The sequence below is a fragment of the Pseudomonas putida NBRC 14164 genome (assembly GCF_000412675.1).
Taxonomy (GTDB): domain Bacteria; phylum Pseudomonadota; class Gammaproteobacteria; order Pseudomonadales; family Pseudomonadaceae; genus Aquipseudomonas; species Aquipseudomonas putida.
Map to the genome: position 1 here is coordinate 1,522,675 of NC_021505.1, position 18,928 is coordinate 1,541,602.

The 18,928-nt window shown below is 64.0% G+C and carries 20 protein-coding genes; 10 read left to right on the forward strand and 10 right to left on the reverse strand.

Annotation, left to right across the window (positions count from 1 at the left end; all coding sequences use genetic code 11):
- Window positions 1-156 precede the first annotated feature (156 nt).
- Window positions 157-2,304, forward strand: a complete 2,148-nt coding sequence (recQ, locus tag PP4_RS06655) for a DNA helicase RecQ (protein ID WP_016498458.1) — start codon at window positions 157-159, stop codon at window positions 2,302-2,304.
- Window positions 2,305-2,454: 150 nt separating this feature from the next.
- Window positions 2,455-2,892, forward strand: coding sequence for a MarR family transcriptional regulator (locus tag PP4_RS06660; protein WP_016498459.1), 438 nt, complete (start codon window positions 2,455-2,457; stop codon window positions 2,890-2,892).
- 33 nt (window positions 2,893-2,925) lie between these two features.
- Here the strand turns inward: PP4_RS06660 and PP4_RS06665 are convergent, their stop codons facing one another.
- Window positions 2,926-5,112 carry a patatin-like phospholipase family protein gene (locus tag PP4_RS06665; RefSeq protein ID WP_016498460.1) on the reverse strand — a complete coding sequence of 729 codons (2,187 nt, stop codon included), beginning with the start codon at window positions 5,110-5,112 and terminating at the stop codon, window positions 2,926-2,928.
- 67 nt (window positions 5,113-5,179) lie between these two features.
- Here PP4_RS06665 and PP4_RS06670 point away from each other — a divergent pair, with 67 nt between their 5' ends.
- Complete coding sequence (locus tag PP4_RS06670) at window positions 5,180-5,461, forward strand: SelT/SelW/SelH family protein (protein WP_016498461.1); 282 nt, start codon at window positions 5,180-5,182, stop codon at window positions 5,459-5,461.
- Here the strand turns inward: PP4_RS06670 and PP4_RS06675 are convergent, their stop codons facing one another.
- Both PP4_RS06675 and PP4_RS06680 read right to left on the reverse strand, forming a co-directional pair.
- Window positions 5,462-6,352, reverse strand: coding sequence for a DMT family transporter (locus tag PP4_RS06675; protein WP_016498462.1), 891 nt, complete (start codon window positions 6,350-6,352; stop codon window positions 5,462-5,464). It lies immediately after the preceding gene.
- Between the two features lie 234 nt (window positions 6,353-6,586).
- Window positions 6,587-7,354: a helix-turn-helix transcriptional regulator gene (locus PP4_RS06680; protein ID WP_016498463.1), complete on the reverse strand. Its 768-nt coding sequence runs from the start codon at window positions 7,352-7,354 to the stop codon at window positions 6,587-6,589.
- Between the two features lie 127 nt (window positions 7,355-7,481).
- Here PP4_RS06680 and PP4_RS06685 point away from each other — a divergent pair, with 127 nt between their 5' ends.
- Window positions 7,482-8,279 (forward strand): UDP-2,3-diacylglucosamine diphosphatase, encoded by a 798-nt coding sequence (locus PP4_RS06685; protein WP_016498464.1) that lies wholly within the window; start codon window positions 7,482-7,484, stop codon window positions 8,277-8,279.
- Between the two features lie 27 nt (window positions 8,280-8,306).
- Here the strand turns inward: PP4_RS06685 and PP4_RS06690 are convergent, their stop codons facing one another.
- Entirely contained in the window at window positions 8,307-8,618 is a 312-nt protein-coding gene (locus PP4_RS06690) for a DUF962 domain-containing protein (protein WP_016498465.1), read from the reverse strand.
- 154 nt (window positions 8,619-8,772) lie between these two features.
- Between PP4_RS06690 and PP4_RS06695 the strand changes: the two genes are divergently transcribed.
- Entirely contained in the window at window positions 8,773-9,834 is a 1,062-nt protein-coding gene (locus PP4_RS06695) for an AraC family transcriptional regulator (protein ID WP_041167639.1), read from the forward strand.
- Here PP4_RS06695 and PP4_RS06700 read toward each other — a convergent pair.
- A complete protein-coding gene (locus PP4_RS06700; protein WP_016498467.1) occupies window positions 9,791-11,245 on the reverse strand; it encodes a TrkH family potassium uptake protein in 1,455 nt (484 codons plus the stop codon). The two genes, PP4_RS06695 and PP4_RS06700, sit on opposite strands and share 44 nt — an antisense overlap.
- Window positions 11,246-11,347: 102 nt before the next feature.
- On the opposite strand from PP4_RS06700, the gene PP4_RS06705 reads away from it, so the two are divergent.
- Window positions 11,348-11,905, forward strand: a complete 558-nt coding sequence (locus PP4_RS06705) for an NAD(P)H nitroreductase (protein WP_016498468.1) — start codon at window positions 11,348-11,350, stop codon at window positions 11,903-11,905.
- A 127-nt stretch (window positions 11,906-12,032) separates the two neighbouring features.
- Here PP4_RS06705 and PP4_RS06710 read toward each other — a convergent pair whose 3' ends face one another.
- The 5 genes from PP4_RS06710 to PP4_RS06730 form a co-directional block, all read right to left on the reverse strand.
- Complete coding sequence (locus PP4_RS06710; protein ID WP_041167640.1) at window positions 12,033-13,373, reverse strand: sensor histidine kinase; 1,341 nt, start codon at window positions 13,371-13,373, stop codon at window positions 12,033-12,035.
- 60 nt (window positions 13,374-13,433) lie between these two features.
- On the reverse strand, window positions 13,434-13,850 hold the full coding sequence (locus PP4_RS06715) for a Spy/CpxP family protein refolding chaperone (RefSeq protein ID WP_016498470.1): 417 nt from the start codon (window positions 13,848-13,850) through the stop codon (window positions 13,434-13,436).
- Window positions 13,851-13,951: 101 nt separating this feature from the next.
- Complete coding sequence (locus PP4_RS06720) at window positions 13,952-14,629, reverse strand: response regulator transcription factor (protein ID WP_016498471.1); 678 nt, start codon at window positions 14,627-14,629, stop codon at window positions 13,952-13,954.
- Window positions 14,630-14,772: 143 nt separating this feature from the next.
- Window positions 14,773-15,072, reverse strand: coding sequence for a YciI family protein (locus PP4_RS06725; RefSeq protein ID WP_012273585.1), 300 nt, complete (start codon window positions 15,070-15,072; stop codon window positions 14,773-14,775).
- 1 nt (window position 15,073) lies between these two features.
- Complete coding sequence (locus PP4_RS06730; protein WP_041167641.1) at window positions 15,074-15,667, reverse strand: septation protein A; 594 nt, start codon at window positions 15,665-15,667, stop codon at window positions 15,074-15,076.
- Between the two features lie 67 nt (window positions 15,668-15,734).
- Here PP4_RS06730 and PP4_RS06735 point away from each other — a divergent pair, with 67 nt between their 5' ends.
- From PP4_RS06735 to scpB, 4 genes are all read left to right on the forward strand, one after another.
- Entirely contained in the window at window positions 15,735-16,595 is an 861-nt protein-coding gene (locus tag PP4_RS06735; protein ID WP_016498473.1) for a PHP domain-containing protein, read from the forward strand.
- Between the two features lie 13 nt (window positions 16,596-16,608).
- Window positions 16,609-17,238 (forward strand): L-threonylcarbamoyladenylate synthase, encoded by a 630-nt coding sequence (locus PP4_RS06740; RefSeq protein WP_041167971.1) that lies wholly within the window; start codon window positions 16,609-16,611, stop codon window positions 17,236-17,238.
- Window positions 17,239-17,363: 125 nt separating this feature from the next.
- Complete coding sequence (locus PP4_RS06745; RefSeq protein ID WP_162471782.1) at window positions 17,364-18,089, forward strand: segregation and condensation protein A; 726 nt, start codon at window positions 17,364-17,366, stop codon at window positions 18,087-18,089.
- Complete coding sequence (scpB, locus tag PP4_RS06750; RefSeq protein ID WP_016498476.1) at window positions 18,076-18,843, forward strand: SMC-Scp complex subunit ScpB; 768 nt, start codon at window positions 18,076-18,078, stop codon at window positions 18,841-18,843. Before PP4_RS06745 ends, scpB begins: the two co-directional genes overlap by 14 nt.
- Window positions 18,844-18,928: the final 85 nt, after the last annotated feature.

Consider the following 18,928-nt stretch of genomic DNA (forward strand, 5'->3'; position numbering starts at 1 on the left):
CTGTGCGGTGCAGTGCTGCGGTATACTCCGCGATTTTTCATCCAGGGGCGGATTTTATCGGCGCCTGGCAAAAACCGCTTACGCATTTGGCGTGTGCGGAGCGGGTTTTTCGTCCAGCCTGTATCCAGGATGGTACGGCGATTTGTGGAGTTGCACATGCTCGAACAGGCTCAGCGCGTTCTCAAGGACATTTTCGGCTACGACAGTTTCCGTGGGCGCCAGGCAGCAATCATCGAATGCGTGGCCAATGGCGGCGACGCCCTGGTGCTGATGCCCACCGGTGGCGGCAAGTCGCTGTGTTTCCAGGTGCCGGGGCTGCTGCGCCCGGGCCTGACGGTAGTGGTCTCGCCGCTGATTGCGCTGATGGACGACCAGGTCGCCACGCTGGACGAACTGGGTGTATCGGCCGCCGCGCTGAACTCGACCCTGACGGCGGAGCAGCAGCGTGAACTGGCCGGGCGCCTGCGCCGTGGCGAAGTGAAGATGCTGTACCTGGCGCCCGAGCGCCTGGTGCAGCCGCGTATGCTCGACTTCCTGCGCGAGCTGGATATCTCGCTGTTTGCCATCGACGAGGCGCACTGCGTGTCGCAATGGGGCCACGATTTCCGCCCCGAATACCTGCAACTCGGGCAGTTGGCCGAGCTGTTCCCGCATGTGCCGCGCATCGCGCTGACCGCCACCGCCGACATGCGAACCCGCGAAGAGATCGTCCAGCGCCTGCACCTGCAAGGCGCCGAGCGCTTCCTGTCGAGCTTCGACCGGCCGAACATCTTCTACCGCATCGTACCCAAGGAAGCGCCGCGCAAGCAGCTGATGGCCTTCCTCGGCGAGCGCCGCGGCAACGCCGGCATTGTCTACTGCCTGTCGCGCAAGAAGGTCGACGAAACCGCTGCCTTCCTTTGTGAACAGGGCTTCCCGGCATTGCCGTACCACGCTGGCCTGGCCGCCGAGACCCGATCGGCCAACCAGCACCGCTTCCTCAACGAGGAAGGGCTGATCATGGTCGCCACCATTGCCTTCGGCATGGGCATCGACAAACCCAACGTGCGCTTCGTTGCCCACCTCGACCTGCCCAAGTCGCTTGAGGCCTATTACCAGGAAACCGGCCGTGCCGGCCGTGACGGCCTGCCATCCGATGCCTGGATGGCCTACGGCCTGCAAGACATGGTGATGCTCAAGCAGATGCTGCAGAACTCCGAAGGTGACGAGCGCCACAAGCGCATCGAGCAGCACAAGCTCGACGCCATGCTGGCGCTGTGCGAAGAAACCCGCTGCCGTCGCCAGTCGCTGCTGGCCTATTTCGACGAAACCCTCGAACAGCCGTGCGGGCATTGCGACAACTGTGTAGACAACATCCAGACCTGGGACGCCACCGAGCCGGCCCGTCAGGCGCTGTCGGCGGTGTTCCGTACGGGCCAGCGCTATGGCGTGGGCCACCTGGTCGATGTGCTGCTGGGCAAGGACAACGAGAAGGTGCGCAATTTCGGCCACGAGAAGCTGTCGGTGTTCGGCGTCGGCAAGGGCCTGGCCGAGGTCGAATGGCGATCGCTGTTCCGCCAACTGGTAGCGCGCGGCCTGGTCGATATCGACCTGGAAGGCTACGGCGGGCTGCGCCTGTCCGACAGCTGCCGGCCGCTGCTGCGCGGCGAGGTGACCTTGCAACTGCGTCGCGACCTCAAGCCGCAGACCACGGCCAAGTCCTCGTCGTCCGGTGGCGGCAGCCCTGCCAGCCAGTTGGTGCGTGCCGAAGAGCGCGAGCTGTGGGAAGCGCTGCGTACCCTGCGGCGCAAGCTGGCGGAGGAGCACAGTGTGCCGCCCTATGTCATCTTCCCCGACTCGACGCTGCTGGAAATGCTGCGCAGCCAGCCGGTCAGCCTCAGCGACATGGCCCAGGTCAGCGGTGTGGGCGCGCGCAAGCTGGAACGCTACGGCCAGGCGTTCCTCGAAGTGCTGAACAGCAGCGGTGGCACCGAAGAGGCGCCGAAAGTGGTGCTCGACCTGCGCCACGAACTGGTCAGCCTGGCCCGGGCCGGCATGACCCCGGCGCAGATCGCCGGGCAGCTCAACTGCAGCGAGAAGAACGTGTATAGCCTGCTGGCCGAGGCGCTGGGCCGCCAGGAGCTGAGCCTCGACCAGGCCCTCGACCTGCCGGAAGACCTGCTGATGGAAGTGCAGGATGCCTTCCTGGATGGCGAGGGCGAGCTGCCGCCGGTGTCGGCCATTGCGCCGCAGTTTGCGGGCCGTGTGCCGGAGGGTGTGCTGTATTGCGTGCGTGCGGCGCTGGCGGCCGAGTTCGAGATGTGACTGGCATGCAGATCGAGGGCAGAACCGCCATCTGCTGACCTTTGTCATGCTTTTTGACGATTATCGAACAATGAGGAGGGCGCGAGCCTTGCCTCGTGGGGCAGGTCATGGTTAGCTGCCTAACAATTAGATCTTTTCAATGAGTTGCTTATGCCCTTGACCGACAACCAACACCGCTTCGGCATGCAGCTGGCCCAGATGTCCCGGGGCTGGCGTGCCGAGCTGGACCGCCGCCTGGCCGGGCTGAACCTGTCCCAGGCGCGCTGGCTGGTGTTGCTGCACCTGGCGCGGTTCGAAGAAGCCCCCACCCAGCGTGAGCTGGCCCAGAGCGTGGGCGTCGAAGGCCCGACCCTGGCGCGCCTGCTCGACAGCCTGGAAGCCCAAGGGCTGGTGCGCCGGCAGGCCGTGTTAGAAGACCGGCGAGCCAAGAAGATCTTGCTGTGCCCGCCGGCCAAGCCGCTGATCGACCAGATCGAAACCATCGCCAATCAACTGCGGGTAGAGCTGTTTACCGGGGTGGACGAGGCAGAGTTGCAGGTGTGCATGCGTGTGCATGCCACGATCCTGGCCAACCTCGAAAAATCCTGAGGCCCCTGGGGCTGCAAAGCAGCCCCCGACGATTCAGAAAGTATGCCCAAGGTTCAGGTACACCGCCTGCTGATGTGCACTGTTAGTGCCATAGCTGAGGTTCAGCGGCCCCAGCGGCGTCTCCAGCCCCAGAAAGATGCTCGCCGCGTTGATGTAGCCACTGTCGAACTCGTTGTCGTTGTTCCACACGCGCCCACGCTCCAGCGACCCGCCAATGTACAGCGGGAAGTCCAGCGGTACGTAGGCCCGTGGCGTCAGCCTGCGGTAGTAGACCATGCGCAGCAGGCTCACGTTCTGCCCCGATACCGAGTCCTGGCGGAAGCCTGACAGCTCACGCGCCCCACCCATCACGAAGCTCGATGTCACCACTTCGGTGTCATCCAGCGTGCGGCCGTAGCGCCCGCCCAGCACGAACGTGTTCGGCCCGCTGCTGATTGCCTTGTCCAGGTTGAACAGCCACTGCCGGTAATCCTGGTCAGAGTCCAGCGACTTGTCGTACTTGCGCAAGGTCAGGCTGATGTCCTCACCGCTGTGCGGGAAATACACGTTGTCGAGGGTGTCGAACGAGTATTTCAGCTCATAGAAGCCTTCATTGAAGCTGACCTTGGGCAGGTCCTGGTCGCCGATGCGCACTTCGGCCTCGCCCCAGGCCTTGCCCACGCCCAGGCGTACTTCACCGTTGGTGCCAATCTGCCGCCCGACGTTCAGGCCAAAGCCGTAGCGCTCCAGGCGGTACTCGGCGACGGGGTCGTTGTCCAGGGTGGCTTCGATATTCTGTGAGCTGACGTCCAGGTACGGCGCGATGAAGTAGCGTGAACCCACGTCCAGCGGCTGGTAGAACTCGCTGTACAGTTCTTGCTGGTCGCCGATCTGGCCACGGGTCAGCCATTCGGCACCCAGGCTGTTGATGCCGTTGACCCGGTAGCTGGCGCCCAGGTTGAAGGCACTGTCACCGCGCAGGTCGTCCGACAGGTTCAGGCCCAGGCGCAGGTAGTCGGTGCCGCCGCGTCTACCGCGAGCGTTGATCACCAGGGTGTTGTCGTTGCCCTTGTGCACCACGCGGTACTGCACCCGGTCGAAGTAGTCCAGGCCGTACAGCGTGCCCATGTCGGTCTGCAGGCGGTCCAGCTCCAGCGGTGCGTCGATCGGCTGACGGATGTACGAGCGGATCACGTCATCGCTGACCTTGGAGTCGTTTTCGATCCGGATCGCAGTGATTACCGGCGTGCGCTGGCGCGGCGAGCGGGCCACGGCCAGGCTGCTGTCGCCCTCGGGCTGGCGCAGGGCGGCAAGGCGTGGGTCGAGCAGCCGGGTGGCGCGGTAACCGGCGTCGATCATGTCCCGTGCACGGCCGAAGTCGGTCACGCCGAAGGCAGTCAGCGATGGCTGGATGAGGATGTCGTCACGGTGCAGGCTGGCCAGTTGTTCTTCCGAATTGCGCCGAGTCATCAGGGTGATCGACTGATTGAGCACGTCAACCACGGTCAGTAATTGCTTGCGATCGCGCAGCGGGGTACCAATGTCGACCACGATGGCCAGGTCCACGCCCATTTCCCGGGCCACGTCCACCGGGATGTTGTCGACCATGCCGCCGTCCACCAGCAGGCGGCCGTCCAGTTCGACCGGGGCGAACACGGCGGGGATCGACATGCTGGCACGGATTACCTGGGGCAGGTGACCGCGGCGGAATACCACTTTTTCGCCGCTGGCGATGTCGGTGGCCACCGCGCGGAAGGGTATGGGCAGTTTGTCGAAGTCGCGGGTGTCGGCGGTGTGCGCCAGTTTGCTTTCCAGCAGGAGTGACAGGTTCTGGCCCTGGATTACCCCCAGCGGCAGGCCCAGGCTGCCGTCGTCACGAAAGCTGAGCTTCTGCTTGACCAGAAAGTCGCGGTCATCCTGCTTGCGCCGGAACGGCACGTCCTTGCGCGGCGGGGCATCGGACAGCGCCTGTTGCCAGTCGAGGGTGGTGGCGAGTTTTTCCAGCTCTTCGACACTGTAGCCCGATGCATACAGCCCGCCGACTACTGCGCCCATGCTGGTGCCGGCGATGGCGTCGATGCGCACGCCCTGTTCTTCCAGGGCTTTGAGCACACCAATGTGGGCCAGGCCACGGGCCGCGCCGCCAGACAACACCAGGCCGACCTTGGGCCTGGCAGGTTCTGCGGCGGCGGCAGTGAAGGCGGTAAGGGCAAGCAGGAAACAGAACAGCAAACGGTGCATCGTGAGTCTCAAACCGTGGGCTAAAGACCGCTAGTATAAGCGGCCCCTCACCTGGAGATGCCTCAGCATGGCCGACAACAAGCCCGAAATCGTCATTACTTATTGCACCCAGTGCCAATGGCTGCTGCGCGCCGCCTGGCTGGCCCAGGAGCTGCTCAGCACCTTCACCGACGACCTTGGCCGGGTGGCGCTGGAGCCGGGTACCGGCGGCATCTTCCGCATCACTTGCAATGGCGTGCAGATCTGGGAGCGCAAGGCCGACGGCGGGTTCCCCGAAGCCAAGGTGCTGAAGCAGCGGGTGCGCGACCAGATCGACCCGCAGCGTGACCTGGGCCACAACGACCGCTGATCAGGCGCCCTCGGCCAGAGGCCGCTGCTTGGGCGGTTGCTCGGTGGCCATGCGGCTGGATAGCACGATGGCGAAGATGATCAGCGCGCCGCCCAGCAGCATGCGCAGGGTCGGGGTTTCGGCGAACACCGCCCAGGCCACGGCAATGCCGTAGACCGGCTCCATGCCGAACACCACGGCGGCGGTGCGCGCCTTGATCACTGCCAGGCTGGCGACGAACAGGCTGTGCGCCACGCCGGTGCAGAAGATGCCGAGCAGGGCGATCCACAGCCAGTCCATGGTTGCCACGCCTGCCAGGCCGGGAGCTGCGAACGGCAGCAGGCACAGGCCTACCACCAGGTTCTGCCACAGTGCAGCCTGTACCGCTGGCAAACGCCCGGAGCCGACGCGGTTGGTGAGGGACAGCAGCGAGAACAGCAACCCCGAAAGCAGTGCCCAGAGCAGGCCGCCAGTGGCCTCGCTGGCCAGGTCGAAGGCCGGCGTGACCAGTATCAGGCCGATGCTGACCAACACTACCAGCACGGCCTCGTTGCGGCGGATGCGTTCGCGGAACAGCACGCCTTCAAGGATGACGGTGAAGGCCGGGAAGCTGGCAAAGCCGAGGGTGGCGATGGCCACGCCGCCGACTTTGACGGCAATGAAGAAACTGACCCAGTGGCCGGCCAGCAGCACACCGCCGAGCAGCAGGCGGCGGATATCCTGGCTGCTCAGGCGTTGCCAGCCCGGGCCGGTCACGCTGGCGAACAGGGCCAGGGCGATTACGGCGAAGGCGGCGCGGCCGAACACGATGATCGCCGGGCTGGCGCTGGCGGCCAGTTTGCCGAAGACGCCGGTCAGGCCAAAGAACAGTGCGCCAATGTGCAGGGCGCCGAGTGCGGTACGGTGGTTCATGATGGGTCCTTGCTGAAGATCTCTACTGACAATACCGGCCTCTTCGCGGGCACGCCCGCTCCCACAGGTATTGCACAGCCCTTGGGTATCGGGTCTGCCGCTATCAAGCTCCCACAGGTATTGCACAAGTCTGCAAAGCAGCGAGGTACCTGTGGGAGCGGGCGTGCCCGCGAAAGGGCCGGTACAGGATCAGTCTATAGGCTCAGGCAAACGCGTTCTGTCGCAAGACTGCTGTCAGTTGTCGCCAGGCTCTCGCCGCAGAGCCATTGGCGTACACCCGAACGCCCGCAACATCGCCGCTGAAAACGCACTCTGCGAGCCATACCCCACCTGCGCCGCAATTTCCCCCATCGGCAACAAGGTATGCACCACCAGCCGCCGCGCCTTCAGCAACCGCCGCTGGCGGATGTAGTCCATCGGCGTCATCCCGCATTCCGCGATAAAACGCGCGTGCAGCCGGGCACTGGACAGCCCGGCCAGCCGCGCCAGGTCGGCCACCTGCAGTGGGTAGGCAGCATGTTGCTCGATGTGCGCATCGAACGCGGCATAAGGCAAGCGCTGGCTGGGGCGCACGTTGGCTGCCGCCGTTGGGTTCAGGCTTGCCAACAACAGCGCTGCGCCTTGCCGGGCAATCAGCGGGTCGTCCATGGGGCTGGCCGCCAGCCAGTCGACCAGCTGCTGCTGACGGTTGTCCAGGCCCAGCGCGGCGGGGCGGTCGAGCAGGCGGCGGCTGGCATCGGCATGCTCGCCCAACTGCTCGTGCAGCCACTGCTCCCCCGGCACATCTAGCACCAGGCAGTGGCTGCCGGCATCGCTGGCGCAGCTGTGATGCGCGCCCGCCGGTACCACCACCAGCCCCTGCCGGTCGATCCCGGCGCCTTGCCCCTGCACCTCGAACTCCAGGCGGCCGCGCAGGCCAAACACCAGTTGCGGGTGTTCGTGGCTGTGGGCGATCAGGCTGTCGCGATAGTGGCGCAGCGAGAGGATCGGGCCGGCGGTCATGGGGGCTTCCTCGCAGGGCAGATGCGCATTGTGCCTCATTCCCTGCAGGCCATCACTCGTAACCGTTTTGCCACGGCGCTGTCATGCGCGCCTGCCAGTCTCCAGCAAACTGCGCCGGAGCCTGTCCATGACCCATGCCGAACTCTCCCGTCCCTCGCGCAAGCAACGCGTGCGTACCTTGTGGATCTCCGATGTGCACCTGGGGACCCGCGACTGCCAGGCCGAACACCTGTCGCAGTTCCTGAAGGGTTACCAGGCCGACCGCGTGTACCTGGTAGGTGACATCATCGATGGCTGGAAACTGCGCGGCGGCATCTACTGGCCGCAAGCCCACACCAACGTGATCCGCCGCCTGCTGACCATGAGCAAGCGCGGTACCGAGGTGATCTACGTCACCGGCAACCATGACGAATTCCTGCGCCGATACTCCAGCCTGATCCTGGGCAACATCCAGCTGGTGGATGAAGCCGAGCACCTGACCGCCGATGGGCGACGCCTGTTGGTGATCCATGGCGACCAGTTCGATGTGATTACCCGTTACCACCGCTGGCTGGCGTTTCTCGGTGACCGTGCCTATGAGTTCACCCTGGTGCTCAACCGCTGGCTCAACCACTGGCGTGCGCGGTATGGCTATGGTTACTGGTCGCTGTCGGCGTACCTGAAGCACAAGGTCAAGGGCGCGGTGAACTTCATCAGCGACTTCGAGGATGCCATTGCACACGAGTGCACCCGGCGTGGCTTTCATGGGGTGGTGTGCGGGCATATCCACCATGCCGAGATCCGCAAGGTGGGGGAGGTGGAGTACCTCAATTGCGGGGACTGGGTGGAGTCGTGCACGGCGCTGATCGAGCACTGGGATGGCAGCATCGAGCTGTACCGGCTGGCCGATGCCCAGGCACGGGAAGCGCAGGCGGTGGCGGCGTAGGGCTTGAGGGCCGTGGGGCTGCTGAATCTACAGGCTGATCTTGCCCAGCAGGATATCCCTGAACATCACGAAATCCCCGGCCAGGCTGTACAGCGGGTAGGTGAAGGTCGCCGGCCGGTTCTTTTCAAAAAAGAAATGCCCGACCCAGGCAAAGCCGTAGCCAAACAGGGGCACGGCCAGCAGCAGCAACCATTTGCCACTGCCGATGGTGTAGGCCAGCAGGGCAATCACCAGGCTGGTGCCGACAAAGTGCAGCCGGCGGCAGGTGGGATTACTGTGCTCCCCCAGGTAGTAGGGGTAGAACTCGGCAAAACTGCGATACTGCGCTGTGCGGTTCATGGCAGTGCTCCGGGATTAATACTTCTGGACAAGATGCACGGCGTGGAGCCTGATTCGAGTCTAGAGTGACTGACGGGGCCTATCAGTGACAATAGGCGCCAAATGAGTATCCTTGGGGTTCACCGCAGGAGCGGTCGGTAAAAAGAAGCCTGTCATGAGCGAAAGAACCACGTCAGCCAGTTGGGCATCAGGGATTGTGAAGGCACTCGAACTGGAAGGACTGGACTGCCCGTCCATGTTCAAGCAGCTGGGGCTGGACTTCGCTGCCCTTGACGACCCCGATGCACGTTTCCCCCAGGACTCCATGACCCGGCTCTGGCAGTTGGCGGTGGAGTTGTCGGGCAATGAAGCCATCGGCCTGAACATGGCGCGGGTGGTACGCCCTGCGTCGTTCCATGTGGTGGGCTATGCATTGATGTCCAGCCGCACCTTGGCCGAAGGTTTCCAGCGCCTGGTGCGTTACCAGCGCATCATCGCCGAAAGCTCAGACCTCAGCTTTGTCCTTGGCGCCGAAGGCTACTCGCTGATCCTGACGGTGCATGGTGACCACTTGCCGCCGACCCGGCACAGTGCCGAAGCATCGCTGGCCTGTGCGCTGGCGTTGTGCAAATGGCTCAGCGGTCGGCCGGTGCAGCCGCGCCGCGTATTGGTGCAGGGGCCGCAGCCAAAGAATATCGAGCCCTACAAGGTGGCGTTCCATTCACCCCTGGTGTTCGGTGCGCCGCACGATGCGCTGGTATTCGAGCGGGCCGACATGGAAGCGCCGCTGCCGACTGCCAACGAGGCCATGGCGGTGTTGCACGACCGTTTTGCCGGGGAGTACCTGGCACGCTTTTCCGAAAGCCGGGTTACCCACCGCGTGCGCCAGGTGTTGTGCCGCATCCTGCCGCAGGGCGAGCCCAAGCGCGAAACCCTGGCTCAGGCCCTGCACCTGTCGCAGCGCACCTTGCAGCGGCGGCTGCAGGAGGAGGGCACCAGTTTCCAGACGTTGCTCGATGACACCCGTCGCGAGCTGGCCGAACAATACCTGGCCCAGCCGGGCATGACACTGCTGGAAACCGCCTACCTGCTGGGTTTTGCCGATCCCAGCAACTTCTACCGGGCGTTCCGCCGCTGGTTCGATGTTACCCCCAGCGAGTATCGCGCCCGCCTGGGCGCGGATCCCGAAGTGGTCAGTGACGCCAGAACGCCGGCATACACAGCACCAGCACCGTAATGATTTCCAGGCGGCCAAGCAGCATGCCGGCCGCCAGGATCCACTTGGCTGCGTCAGGCAGCGTGGCATAGTTGCCCGACGGGCCGATCACTTCACCCAGGCCCGGGCCGACACCCGACACCGTGCCGGCTGCACCGGTCAATGCGGTCATCCAGTCCACGCCCAGTAACGACAGCAGCAGGGCCATGACGCAGATGGTGATGGCGAAGAAGAACGAGAACGTCAGAATCGAACGCACGATGTCTTCGTCGAGCCGGTGGCCATTGTATTTCTGCTTGATCACCGCGCGTGGGTGGATCAGTTGGTTGAGGCTGGCCTTGAGCAGGATGTAGGCCACCTGGAAGCGGAAAATCTTGATACCGCCTGCCGTCGAGCCGGAGCAGCCTCCGACGAAGCCCAGGTAGAAGAACAGCATCAGCGAGAAGTTGCCCCACAGGCTGTAGTCGCCCAGGGCGAAGCCTGTGGTGGTGACCACCGAGGTCACGTTCAACGCCACGTGGCGCAGGGCGTCGAGCCAGTGCAGGTTGGTGCTGTACCAGTACCAGGTGCCCAGCACCAGCCAGGTAACGAGCAGCATGCCCAGCAAACCCTGCACCTGCTGGTCACGGATCAGTGCCTTGCGGTTGCCGCGCAGGGTGGCTACATAAAGGGTGAACGGCAGGCTGCCCATGATCATGACCACCACCGCGACCCAGTGCACGGCCGGTATATCCCATTTTGCCAGTGACTGGTCGGAGGTGGAGAAGCCACCGGTGGAGATGGCCGACATGGCGTGGTTGATTGCATCGAACGGGCTCATGCCCGCCCACCAGAAGGCCAGCGAGCCGAGGATCGAGAAGCCGACGTACACCCCGACGATCGACTTGGCGACCATGTGCGAGCGCGGCATTACCTTTTCCGAGCGGTCGGACGATTCGGTCTGGAACAGGCGCATGCCACCGATGCGCAGCAATGGCAGGATCGCTACCGCCATGGCGATGAAGCCGATGCCGCCCAGCCAGTGCAGCATCGAGCGCCACATGAGGATACCCGGGGACATGGTATCGAGCCCGCTGAGCACGGTAGCGCCGGTAGCGGTAATGCCCGACATGCTCTCGAAGAAGGCATCGGTGTAGCTGATGTGCTGGGTCAGCAGGAACGGCAAGGCGGCAAACACGCACACCACCAGCCAGCTGCTGACCGTTAGCAGGTACATGTCACGCGGGCGCAGGTGCACATGCTCAGGGCGGCCCGGTACCACCAGGGCCAGGCCGGCGATGAAGGTGATCAGGCTCGACCAGAGGAAGGACGGCATGTCACCGGTGCGCTCGAAGATCACCAGGGTTGCCATGGGCACGGCCATGCCGACGGCGAGGGTAATCAGGAAGATGCCGATGATGAAACCAATGATCCTTAAGGTCGGCAACGCCATGTGATCTGCTCTGACTTGAAACGGAAGGGCGCCATTCTACCTATGGGTCTGGTGATGTAAACGCTAGAATGGCCGCACATTCAACTGCCAGGAGGGTAGCCGATGGAGGCTCTCGACGCATTGCTCAACCGTGTTTCCGTGCCACGCCTGACCGAACCGGCACCCAATGCCGCCCAGCGCGAGGCGCTGTTCCAGGCTGCCTTGCGCGCCCCGGATCATGGTCAGCTGCGGCCATGGCGTTTCCTCACCATCGAAGGCCAGGGCCGTGAAAAGCTGGGCGAGCTGTTCGCTGAGGCCGTGCAGAACAAGGGAGATGCCAGCCAGGCAGCGCTGGACAAGGCCCGTGCGATGCCACTGCGGGCGCCGTTGCTGATCGTGGTAATTGCCAAGCTGCAGGACCACTTCAAGGTGCCCAAGTCCGAGCAGCGCCTGGCCGCGGGCTGTGCAGCCCACGGCATTCTGATCGCCGCGCATGCGCAAGGCGTCGGGGCGGTGTGGCGCACCGGGGACATGGCGTTTGATGCTCATGTACACAAGGGCCTGGGGCTGGCCGAGAACGAAGAGTTGATCGGCTACCTGTATGTCGGCACGCCGCTGACCGAGCCGCGTACGGCGCCGGTGCTGGACACTGCCGAGTTCGTCAGCGCCTGGGGCGAATAATCCATTTCAGGCTGATTGATCCATTGAGGCTTCCGGCCTCTTCGCGGGTGAACCCGCTCCCACAGGTACGGCGCAAGTTTCAAGGCTTGCACAGTCCCTGTGGGAACGGGTTCACCCGCAGATCACATCAACTGCCAGTAGCTTCAGCCAAGGGCAACTCCAGCCTGGCCACAAAGCCCCCCTGTGGATGGTTGTCCAGCACCAGACTCCCGCCATGGCGCTCTGCCGCCTTGCGCGCGATCGCCAGCCCCAGGCCATGCCCCGGCGCGTCCTGCCCCGGTGCGCGGAAGAACGGTTCGCCCAGCTGCTGCAGGTGTTCGGCTGCCGCCCCGGGCCCATGGTCACGCACGCTGATCACGATACGGTCCTGCTCACGCACGGCGCTCACTTCCACCGGCTGACCCGGCGGGTTGAAGCGCAGGGCATTGCGCAGCAGGTTGTCCACGGCGCGTTCGATCAGCGTTGGCCAACCTTGCAGGGTCAACCCCGGCTGCGCCTCCAGGCGCACGTCCTGGTCTGGTGCGCTGAGCAGGGCGTCCTTGCGTACGCTGCCGAGCAGGGCATTGAGGTCGACCGGCTCGGCATGCGCCTGCTCGGCATCGACCCGGGCCAAGGCAAGGATTTCGCTGATCAGGTCTTCCAGGCGGTCGCACTCGCGGGTCAGGCGCGGCCACAAGGTGTCGCGCTGCTCGGGCCCGGCGCGCTCGGCCAAGGCCAGCGCGATGCGCAGCCTGGCCAGCGGCGAGCGCAGCTCATGGGATACATCGCGCAGTAACTGGCGCTGGCTGCCAATGGTGCTTTGCAGGCGCGCGCCCATCTTGTTGAAGTCCTTGGCCAGCACGCCAAACTCGTCACGCCGGGCCGCCAGTTGCGCCAGGCTGTTCTGCTGGTAGGTGGTCTGGCCCAGGTCATGCACCGCGCTGCGCAGGCGGCTTAGCGGGCGGGTGATGGACAGGGTGACCAGCAGGCTGAACAGGGTCAGTACCACCAGCGCAATCCCCAGAGCACTGAGCGGCCACATCAGGCTTTCGCGGTGCCAGGCATCCAGCGCCGGATGGGGAATGCGGTAGATCAGCAGGTAGGTATCGCCGGTCTCGGGGCTGGTGTATTCCTCGGTCAGCCGGCGCCATGGCAGGCGCCGCTCGTCATTGTGCTGGCGTGCCTCGAAGGCTGCCGCACGGCGTGGGAAGGTGCCGGGCACCACGGCCTCGCCACTGTCGTCGAGCACCTGCACGTCGATCTTGTAGCGATCCTTGCGTCGTTCCAGAAAGTGCTGCGCCGAATCCAGGCCTTCCTGCTCGTAATGCTTGGCCCACTTGCTGGCCAGGGTATTCAGGCCCGGGTGGCGGCTAAGGATCCAGGCGTCCTGGTTGAGCATGTGGCCCAGCAGGATCGACAGGCCTGCGACCAGGGTAATGGCCAGCCAGAAACTGGCCAGAATGCGCCAGAACAGTGAACGCAAGTGCACCTCCTGTAAACGGTAAAAGCCCGGCCCGCGGGGAGACGGGCCGGGCATCGGGCGTACAGCTTACTGAGCCTTGGTGCCTTTTTCAGCTTTCCAGGCCTGGAACTCCTGCCACTCGGCTTTCTTTGCGGCGCGTTCCTTTTGCAGTTCGTCGAACTTCTTCTGCTGCTCAGGTTTGAGCAGATTGCGCACTGCGGTGTCGGTCTTGTCGCGGCTGGCTTGCAGCTCGTCCTTCATGGCTTTCTGGTCGGCGGCTGGCAGCTTGGCCAGGTAGCGCTCGTTGATTTCACGGCGCTGCTGCATCTGCTCGCCCATCAGCTTGCCGATCTGCTGGCGCTGGTCGCGGCTCAGGTCCAGTTGATGGAAAGGCGCATCACCGCGATGATGCGGGCCGTCGTGACGCGGGCCGCCTTCAGGCATGGCCATGGCCACGGTCGGCAGGGCGGCGGCGAACATCAGGGCGATAAGGGTCTTGCGCATGGTGTCTCTCCTTTCATAGGCCGGTGGTTACCGGATGAGCACAGTCTAGGGAGATCACCGTCAAGCGCAGTCAGCGGATAGTAAAGGCTCGGTAAAGATGGTCAGAGGCAGTAGTAATAGCCACGGCTACGCAGCGCCACGATGCGTGGACGGCCATCGGCATGTGGGCCGATCTTCTTGCGCAGGTTGCTGACATGCATGTCCAGGCTGCGGTCGTACAGGGTCAGTTTACGGCCCAGGCCGATCTGCGCCAGCTCCTGCTTGTCCAGCGGTTCGCCGGGTTGGCGCAGCAGGGCTTCAAGAATACGGCTTTCCGACAGGGTCAGGGTCATTTCACGGCCGTCGATGCTGGCCACGCCACGTGCCGGGCTGTACACCAGGTCGCCCAGTTCCACCTGGCTGGTGGTGGCGGTGGGGTGGCTGCGGCGCAGTACTGCCCGCAGGCGGGCTGTGAGCTCGCGCGGATCGCAAGGTTTGGCCAGGTAGTCGTCGGCGCCCAGTTCCAGGCCGAGAATGCGGTCCAGCGGCTCGCCCCGTGCGGAGAGCATCAGTACCGGCAGCTCGGTATGCTCGCTGCGCAATTGCTTGAGCAGCTCCAGGCCGCTGCCATCGGGCAGCATCACGTCCAGTACCACGGCAGCCGGCGCGTATTCGGCCAGGGCCTGGCGTGCGCTCTGGCCATCGTGGCAGGCACGCACGGTGAACCCTTCCTGGGTCAACCAGCTGCCGAGCAGCTCGCACAGCTCCTGGTCATCATCAATCAGTAACAGCTCGCTCATGACTCACTCAATTCAACCATTGACGGCGGCTATTCGGCCCGCCAGTGGCAAAGATACCGCAGACTGATGGCAATCGTATAACTGCGGGTACCGCGTCGCCTCCTTCGCGGGCAAGCCCGCGAAGGAGGCGACTCAGTCTCAGGTCAAGGAAGTACTTGCTTGAACGGCTTGACGACGACTTTGTCGTACACGCCTGCAGCAATGTAAGGATCGGCATCGGCCCAGGCCTGCGCCGCAGCCAGCGATTCGAATTCGGCAACGATCAGGCTACCGCTGAAACCGGCTTCGCCCGGGTCGTTGCTGTCGATGGCCGGGTGTGGGCCGGCCAGCACCACGCGGCCTTCGGCCTTGAGCTGCTGCAGGCGTTCGATGTGCGCCGGGCGGGCAGCCAGGCGCTTTTCCAGGGAGTTTGCGACGTCGCTGGCGATGATGGCGTAGAGCATGTCAATCCTTGGGTTTGGTAATGGAAGGGTCGTCGTGCAGGTGGCGCGACAGGTACACGCCTTGCGCCACCAGGAAGATCACGGTCATGCCCAGGCTGCCGAACACCTTGAAGTCGACCCAGAAGTCCTGGAAGGTGAAGGCAACGAACAGGTTGGCCGCGCCGCAGAACAGGAAGAAGCCGATCCAGGCAACGTTCAGGCGGGACCAGACGGCATCGGGCAGGGTCAGGGCATGGCCCATGATGCGCTTGATCAGCACCCGGTCACCGATGAAGTGGCTGCCGGCAAAGCCCAGGGCGAACAGCCAGTTCACCACCGGCGCTTTCCACTTGAGGAAGGTTTCACTGTGGAAGGTCAGGGTCAGGCCGCCAAATACCAGGCAGGCCACCAGGGTCAGCCACTGGCCCTTTTCCAGCTTGCGCTGGCGCAGGAACAGCGCGCCGTACACCACCAGCGAGCTGATGATCAGCATGGCCGTGGCACTGTAGATGCCGCCGAATTCGAAGCTGTGGCCGGCGACTTCCATGGGGCGCGGGTCCAGCTTGTAGACGATGAAGAACAGCAGCAGCGGGATGAAATCGATGAATTGTTTCACAATGGCAGCCAGAATCGGGATGTGACGGCATAATAACAAACATCGATTCCAGCGAAAGCGCTCCTCCATGAATGTTGATCTGCACTGTCACAGTACGGCCTCCGACGGCGCCCTGTCGCCCTCGGTACTGGTTGCCCGGGCCCATGAGCACGGGGTGCAAACTCTGGCACTGACTGACCATGACACCCTCGAAGGCCTGGCCGAAGCACGCCAGGCCTGCACTGAACGGGGCATGCATTGGGTCAGCGGGGTGGAATTGTCGTGCACCTGGGGTGGCGCGACCATCCATGTGCTGGGTTATGACTTCCCGCTGGACGCGCCGCCCTTGCTGGCAGCGATTGAATCACTGCATCGGGGGCGTTGGTTGCGCGCCGAAGAAATCGACAAGCGGCTGGCGGCCAAAGGCATGCCCGGCACGCTGGAGGGCGCCCGCGCCGTTCAGCACGAACTGGGCGACAGCGGCAACGCCCCGGCGCGCCCGCATTTTGCCGAGTATCTGGTGCGTGCCGGGCACGTCAAGGACCGTGGTGAGGCGTTTCGCAAATGGCTGGGTGCCGGCAAGCTGGGCGACGTCAAGCAGCACTGGCCGACCCTCGACGAAACTGTCGCCACCCTGCGCCAGTCCAAAGCATGGGTGAGCCTGGCCCACCCGATGCATTACGACCTGACCCGCAGCAAGCGCAGAAGGCTGATTGCCGACTATATTCAGGCAGGTGGGCAGGCACTTGAGGTGGTCAACGGGATGATGCCGGCCGAGCAGGTGGGCACGATGTCCATCCTTACGCGTGAGTTCGGCCTGCTGGCAAGCGCTGGCAGTGACTTCCACGGCCCCGGCACCTGGGGAGAGATCGGTGCCTACCGGCCTTTGCCCGAGGACCTGCCACCTCTGTGGCGTCGATTCAGCCATGAACAGCCTTTGGCGCTATGAACAGGATGACTACGTGAGCCAATTTTTCCAGATTCATCCGGAGAACCCCCAGGCGCGCCTGATAAAACAGGCCGTCGAGATCATCCGCAAGGGTGGCGTGGTGGTGTACCCGACCGACTCGGCATACGCGCTGGGCTGCCAGATGGGTGACAAGGCGGCGATTGAGCGGGTGCGTCGCCTGCGCGGGCTGGACAAGACGCACAACTTCACCCTGATGTGCTGTGACATGTCTCAGCTGGGGTTGTACGCCAAGGTCGACACCGGCACCTTCCGTCTGCTCAAGGCGCATGTGCCGGGGCCATATACCTTCATCCTCAACGGCACCCGTGAAGTGCCGCGGCTGCTGTTGCATGACAAGCGTCGCACCATCGGCCTGCGCGTACCGGCCCACGCCATCACGCTGGCCTTGCTGGCCGAGTTGGGCGAGCCGCTGATGAGCGTGAGCCTGATCCTGCCGGGCGACAGCGAGCCGATGACCGACCCTCACGAAATCCGTGAGCGGCTGGAGCACCACGTCGACCTGGTGATCGACGGCGGTTTCGGCGACCTCAAGGCGTCGACCATCATCGACTTGTCCGGCGATGAGCCGGAACTGATCCGCGAGGGCTGCGGCGACCCCACGCCGTTTCTGGTCAGCGCGTGAGCCAGGTGGAAACGCCCGAGGCACCGGCTGAGCAGGCCGAGTCGCCTCGGCAGCTGCAACTGGCCTTGGTCTACGGCGAAGCCCTGACCGAAATGCCGCTGGACCTGTACATCCCGCCGGATGCCCTGGAAGTCATCCTCGAAGCCTTCGAAGGGCCGCTGGACCTGCTGCTGTACCTGATCCGCAAGCAGAACATCGACATCCTCGACATCCCGGTGGCGGAAATCACCCGCCAGTACATGGGCTATGTGGAGCTGATGAAGAGCGTGCGCCTGGAGCTGGCCGCCGAGTACCTGGTGATGGCCGCCATGCTGGCCGAGATCAAGTCGCGCATGCTGCTGCCCCGTTCAGCCGATGTCGAGGAGGAGGAGGGCGACCCGCGCGCTGAGCTGATCCGCCGCCTGCAGGAGTATGAGCGTTTCAAGGCCGCAGCCGAAGGCATCGACGAACTGCCACGGGTGGGCCGCGATGTCGTGGTGCCGCGCCTGGAAGCACCGCAGGCCAAGGTGCGCAAGCTGTTGCCGCAGGTCCGCCTGGAAGAGCTGCTGGTGTCCATGGCCGAGGTAATGCGCCGCAACGACCTGTTCGAAAGCCACCAGATCAGCCGTGAGACCTTGTCTACCCGCGAGCGCATGAGCCAGGTGCTGGAGCGCCTCAAGGGCGGTGCTTTCGTGCCGTTCGGCGCGCTGTTTGCCGCCGAAGAGGGCAAGCTGGGTGTGGTGGTGACCTTCATGGCGGTGCTCGAACTGGTGAAGGAATCGCTGATCGAACTGGTGCAGAATGAACCCTTCGCCGCCATCCACGTGCGGCTTCGCCCAGCGCTTGTTGAAGAACCTGATGAACCTGAATGACCCCCGCGACCTGGCGTCACTGATCGAAGCTTTTTTGCTGGCTTCGGGCAAGCCGCAATCCCTGGAGCGCCTGTACGAGCTGCTCGAAGAGGGCGAGCGCCCCGAGCCCCACGTGTTCAAGCAGGCCCTTGAGGTGCTTGGCAAGTCGTGCAGCGGCCGTGCCTTCGAACTCAAGGAAGTGGCCAGCGGCTACCGCCTGCAAATCCGCGAAGACTTTGCGCCCTGGGTTGGGCGCCTGTGGGAAGAGCGCCCGCAGCGTTATTCGCGCGCGCTGCTCGAAACCCTGGCCCTGATCGCCTACCGCCAGCCCATCACCCGTGGCGAGATTGAAGACGTACGGGGCGTTGCGGTGAACAGCAACATCATCAGGACCCTGGTCGAGCGCGAGTGGATTCGTGTGGTTGGCTACCGCGAAGTGCCCGGGCGGCCAGCGATGTTTGCCACCACCAAAGGGTTTCTCGACCATTTCAACCTCAAGAGCCTGGATGAGCTGCCGGCCTTGGCCGAGTTGCGCGAAATGGAGCCGGAGCCGCTGCTCGACCCGGATGACGCGCCCGTGCCGGCGCACCTGCAGGTGTTGGCGGATGCCAGCCTTGGGGAAGAAGAGGTTGCTGAGCCAAAGGACGAAACCAGCTTCCGTAGCTTGCTGGTGGAGCTGGATGCCATGGAGGAGGGGCTGAAGATTGATTTTGATGATTTGCGCGAAGACGAGCCCGAGGCTTCCGTGGAACAAGAGGGCAAGTTACAGCCCTGATTCTTCTTTTGGCAGTGCTGGCCCTGTCGCCGGCAAGCCAGCTCCCACAGGGGCTTCGCAGGTCTTGAATGTGGTGTAGTACTTG

Bases quoted from the DNA above. Each gene is read 5' to 3' on its own strand.
- PP4_RS06675 (WP_016498462.1), bottom strand. From the start codon at position 6,352: ATGAACCACCGTACCGCACTCGGCGCCCTGCACATTGGCGCACTGTTC.
- scpB (WP_016498476.1), top strand. From the start codon at position 18,076: ATGAACCTGAATGACCCCCGCGACCTGGCGTCACTGATCGAAGCTTTT.
- PP4_RS06680 (WP_016498463.1), bottom strand. From the start codon at position 7,354: ATGACCGCCGGCCCGATCCTCTCGCTGCGCCACTATCGCGACAGCCTG.
- PP4_RS06725 (WP_012273585.1), bottom strand. From the start codon at position 15,072: ATGCTCTACGCCATCATCGCCAGCGACGTCGCAAACTCCCTGGAAAAG.
- PP4_RS06715 (WP_016498470.1), bottom strand. From the start codon at position 13,850: ATGCGCAAGACCCTTATCGCCCTGATGTTCGCCGCCGCCCTGCCGACC.
- PP4_RS06660 (WP_016498459.1), top strand. From the start codon at position 2,455: ATGCCCTTGACCGACAACCAACACCGCTTCGGCATGCAGCTGGCCCAG.
- PP4_RS06695 (WP_041167639.1), top strand. From the start codon at position 8,773: ATGAGCGAAAGAACCACGTCAGCCAGTTGGGCATCAGGGATTGTGAAG.
- PP4_RS06690 (WP_016498465.1), bottom strand. From the start codon at position 8,618: ATGAACCGCACAGCGCAGTATCGCAGTTTTGCCGAGTTCTACCCCTAC.
- PP4_RS06685 (WP_016498464.1), top strand. From the start codon at position 7,482: ATGACCCATGCCGAACTCTCCCGTCCCTCGCGCAAGCAACGCGTGCGT.
- PP4_RS06720 (WP_016498471.1), bottom strand. From the start codon at position 14,629: ATGAGCGAGCTGTTACTGATTGATGATGACCAGGAGCTGTGCGAGCTG.
- PP4_RS06705 (WP_016498468.1), top strand. From the start codon at position 11,348: ATGGAGGCTCTCGACGCATTGCTCAACCGTGTTTCCGTGCCACGCCTG.
- recQ (WP_016498458.1), top strand. From the start codon at position 157: ATGCTCGAACAGGCTCAGCGCGTTCTCAAGGACATTTTCGGCTACGAC.
- PP4_RS06700 (WP_016498467.1), bottom strand. From the start codon at position 11,245: ATGGCGTTGCCGACCTTAAGGATCATTGGTTTCATCATCGGCATCTTC.
- PP4_RS06735 (WP_016498473.1), top strand. From the start codon at position 15,735: ATGAATGTTGATCTGCACTGTCACAGTACGGCCTCCGACGGCGCCCTG.
- PP4_RS06670 (WP_016498461.1), top strand. From the start codon at position 5,180: ATGGCCGACAACAAGCCCGAAATCGTCATTACTTATTGCACCCAGTGC.
- PP4_RS06665 (WP_016498460.1), bottom strand. From the start codon at position 5,112: ATGCACCGTTTGCTGTTCTGTTTCCTGCTTGCCCTTACCGCCTTCACT.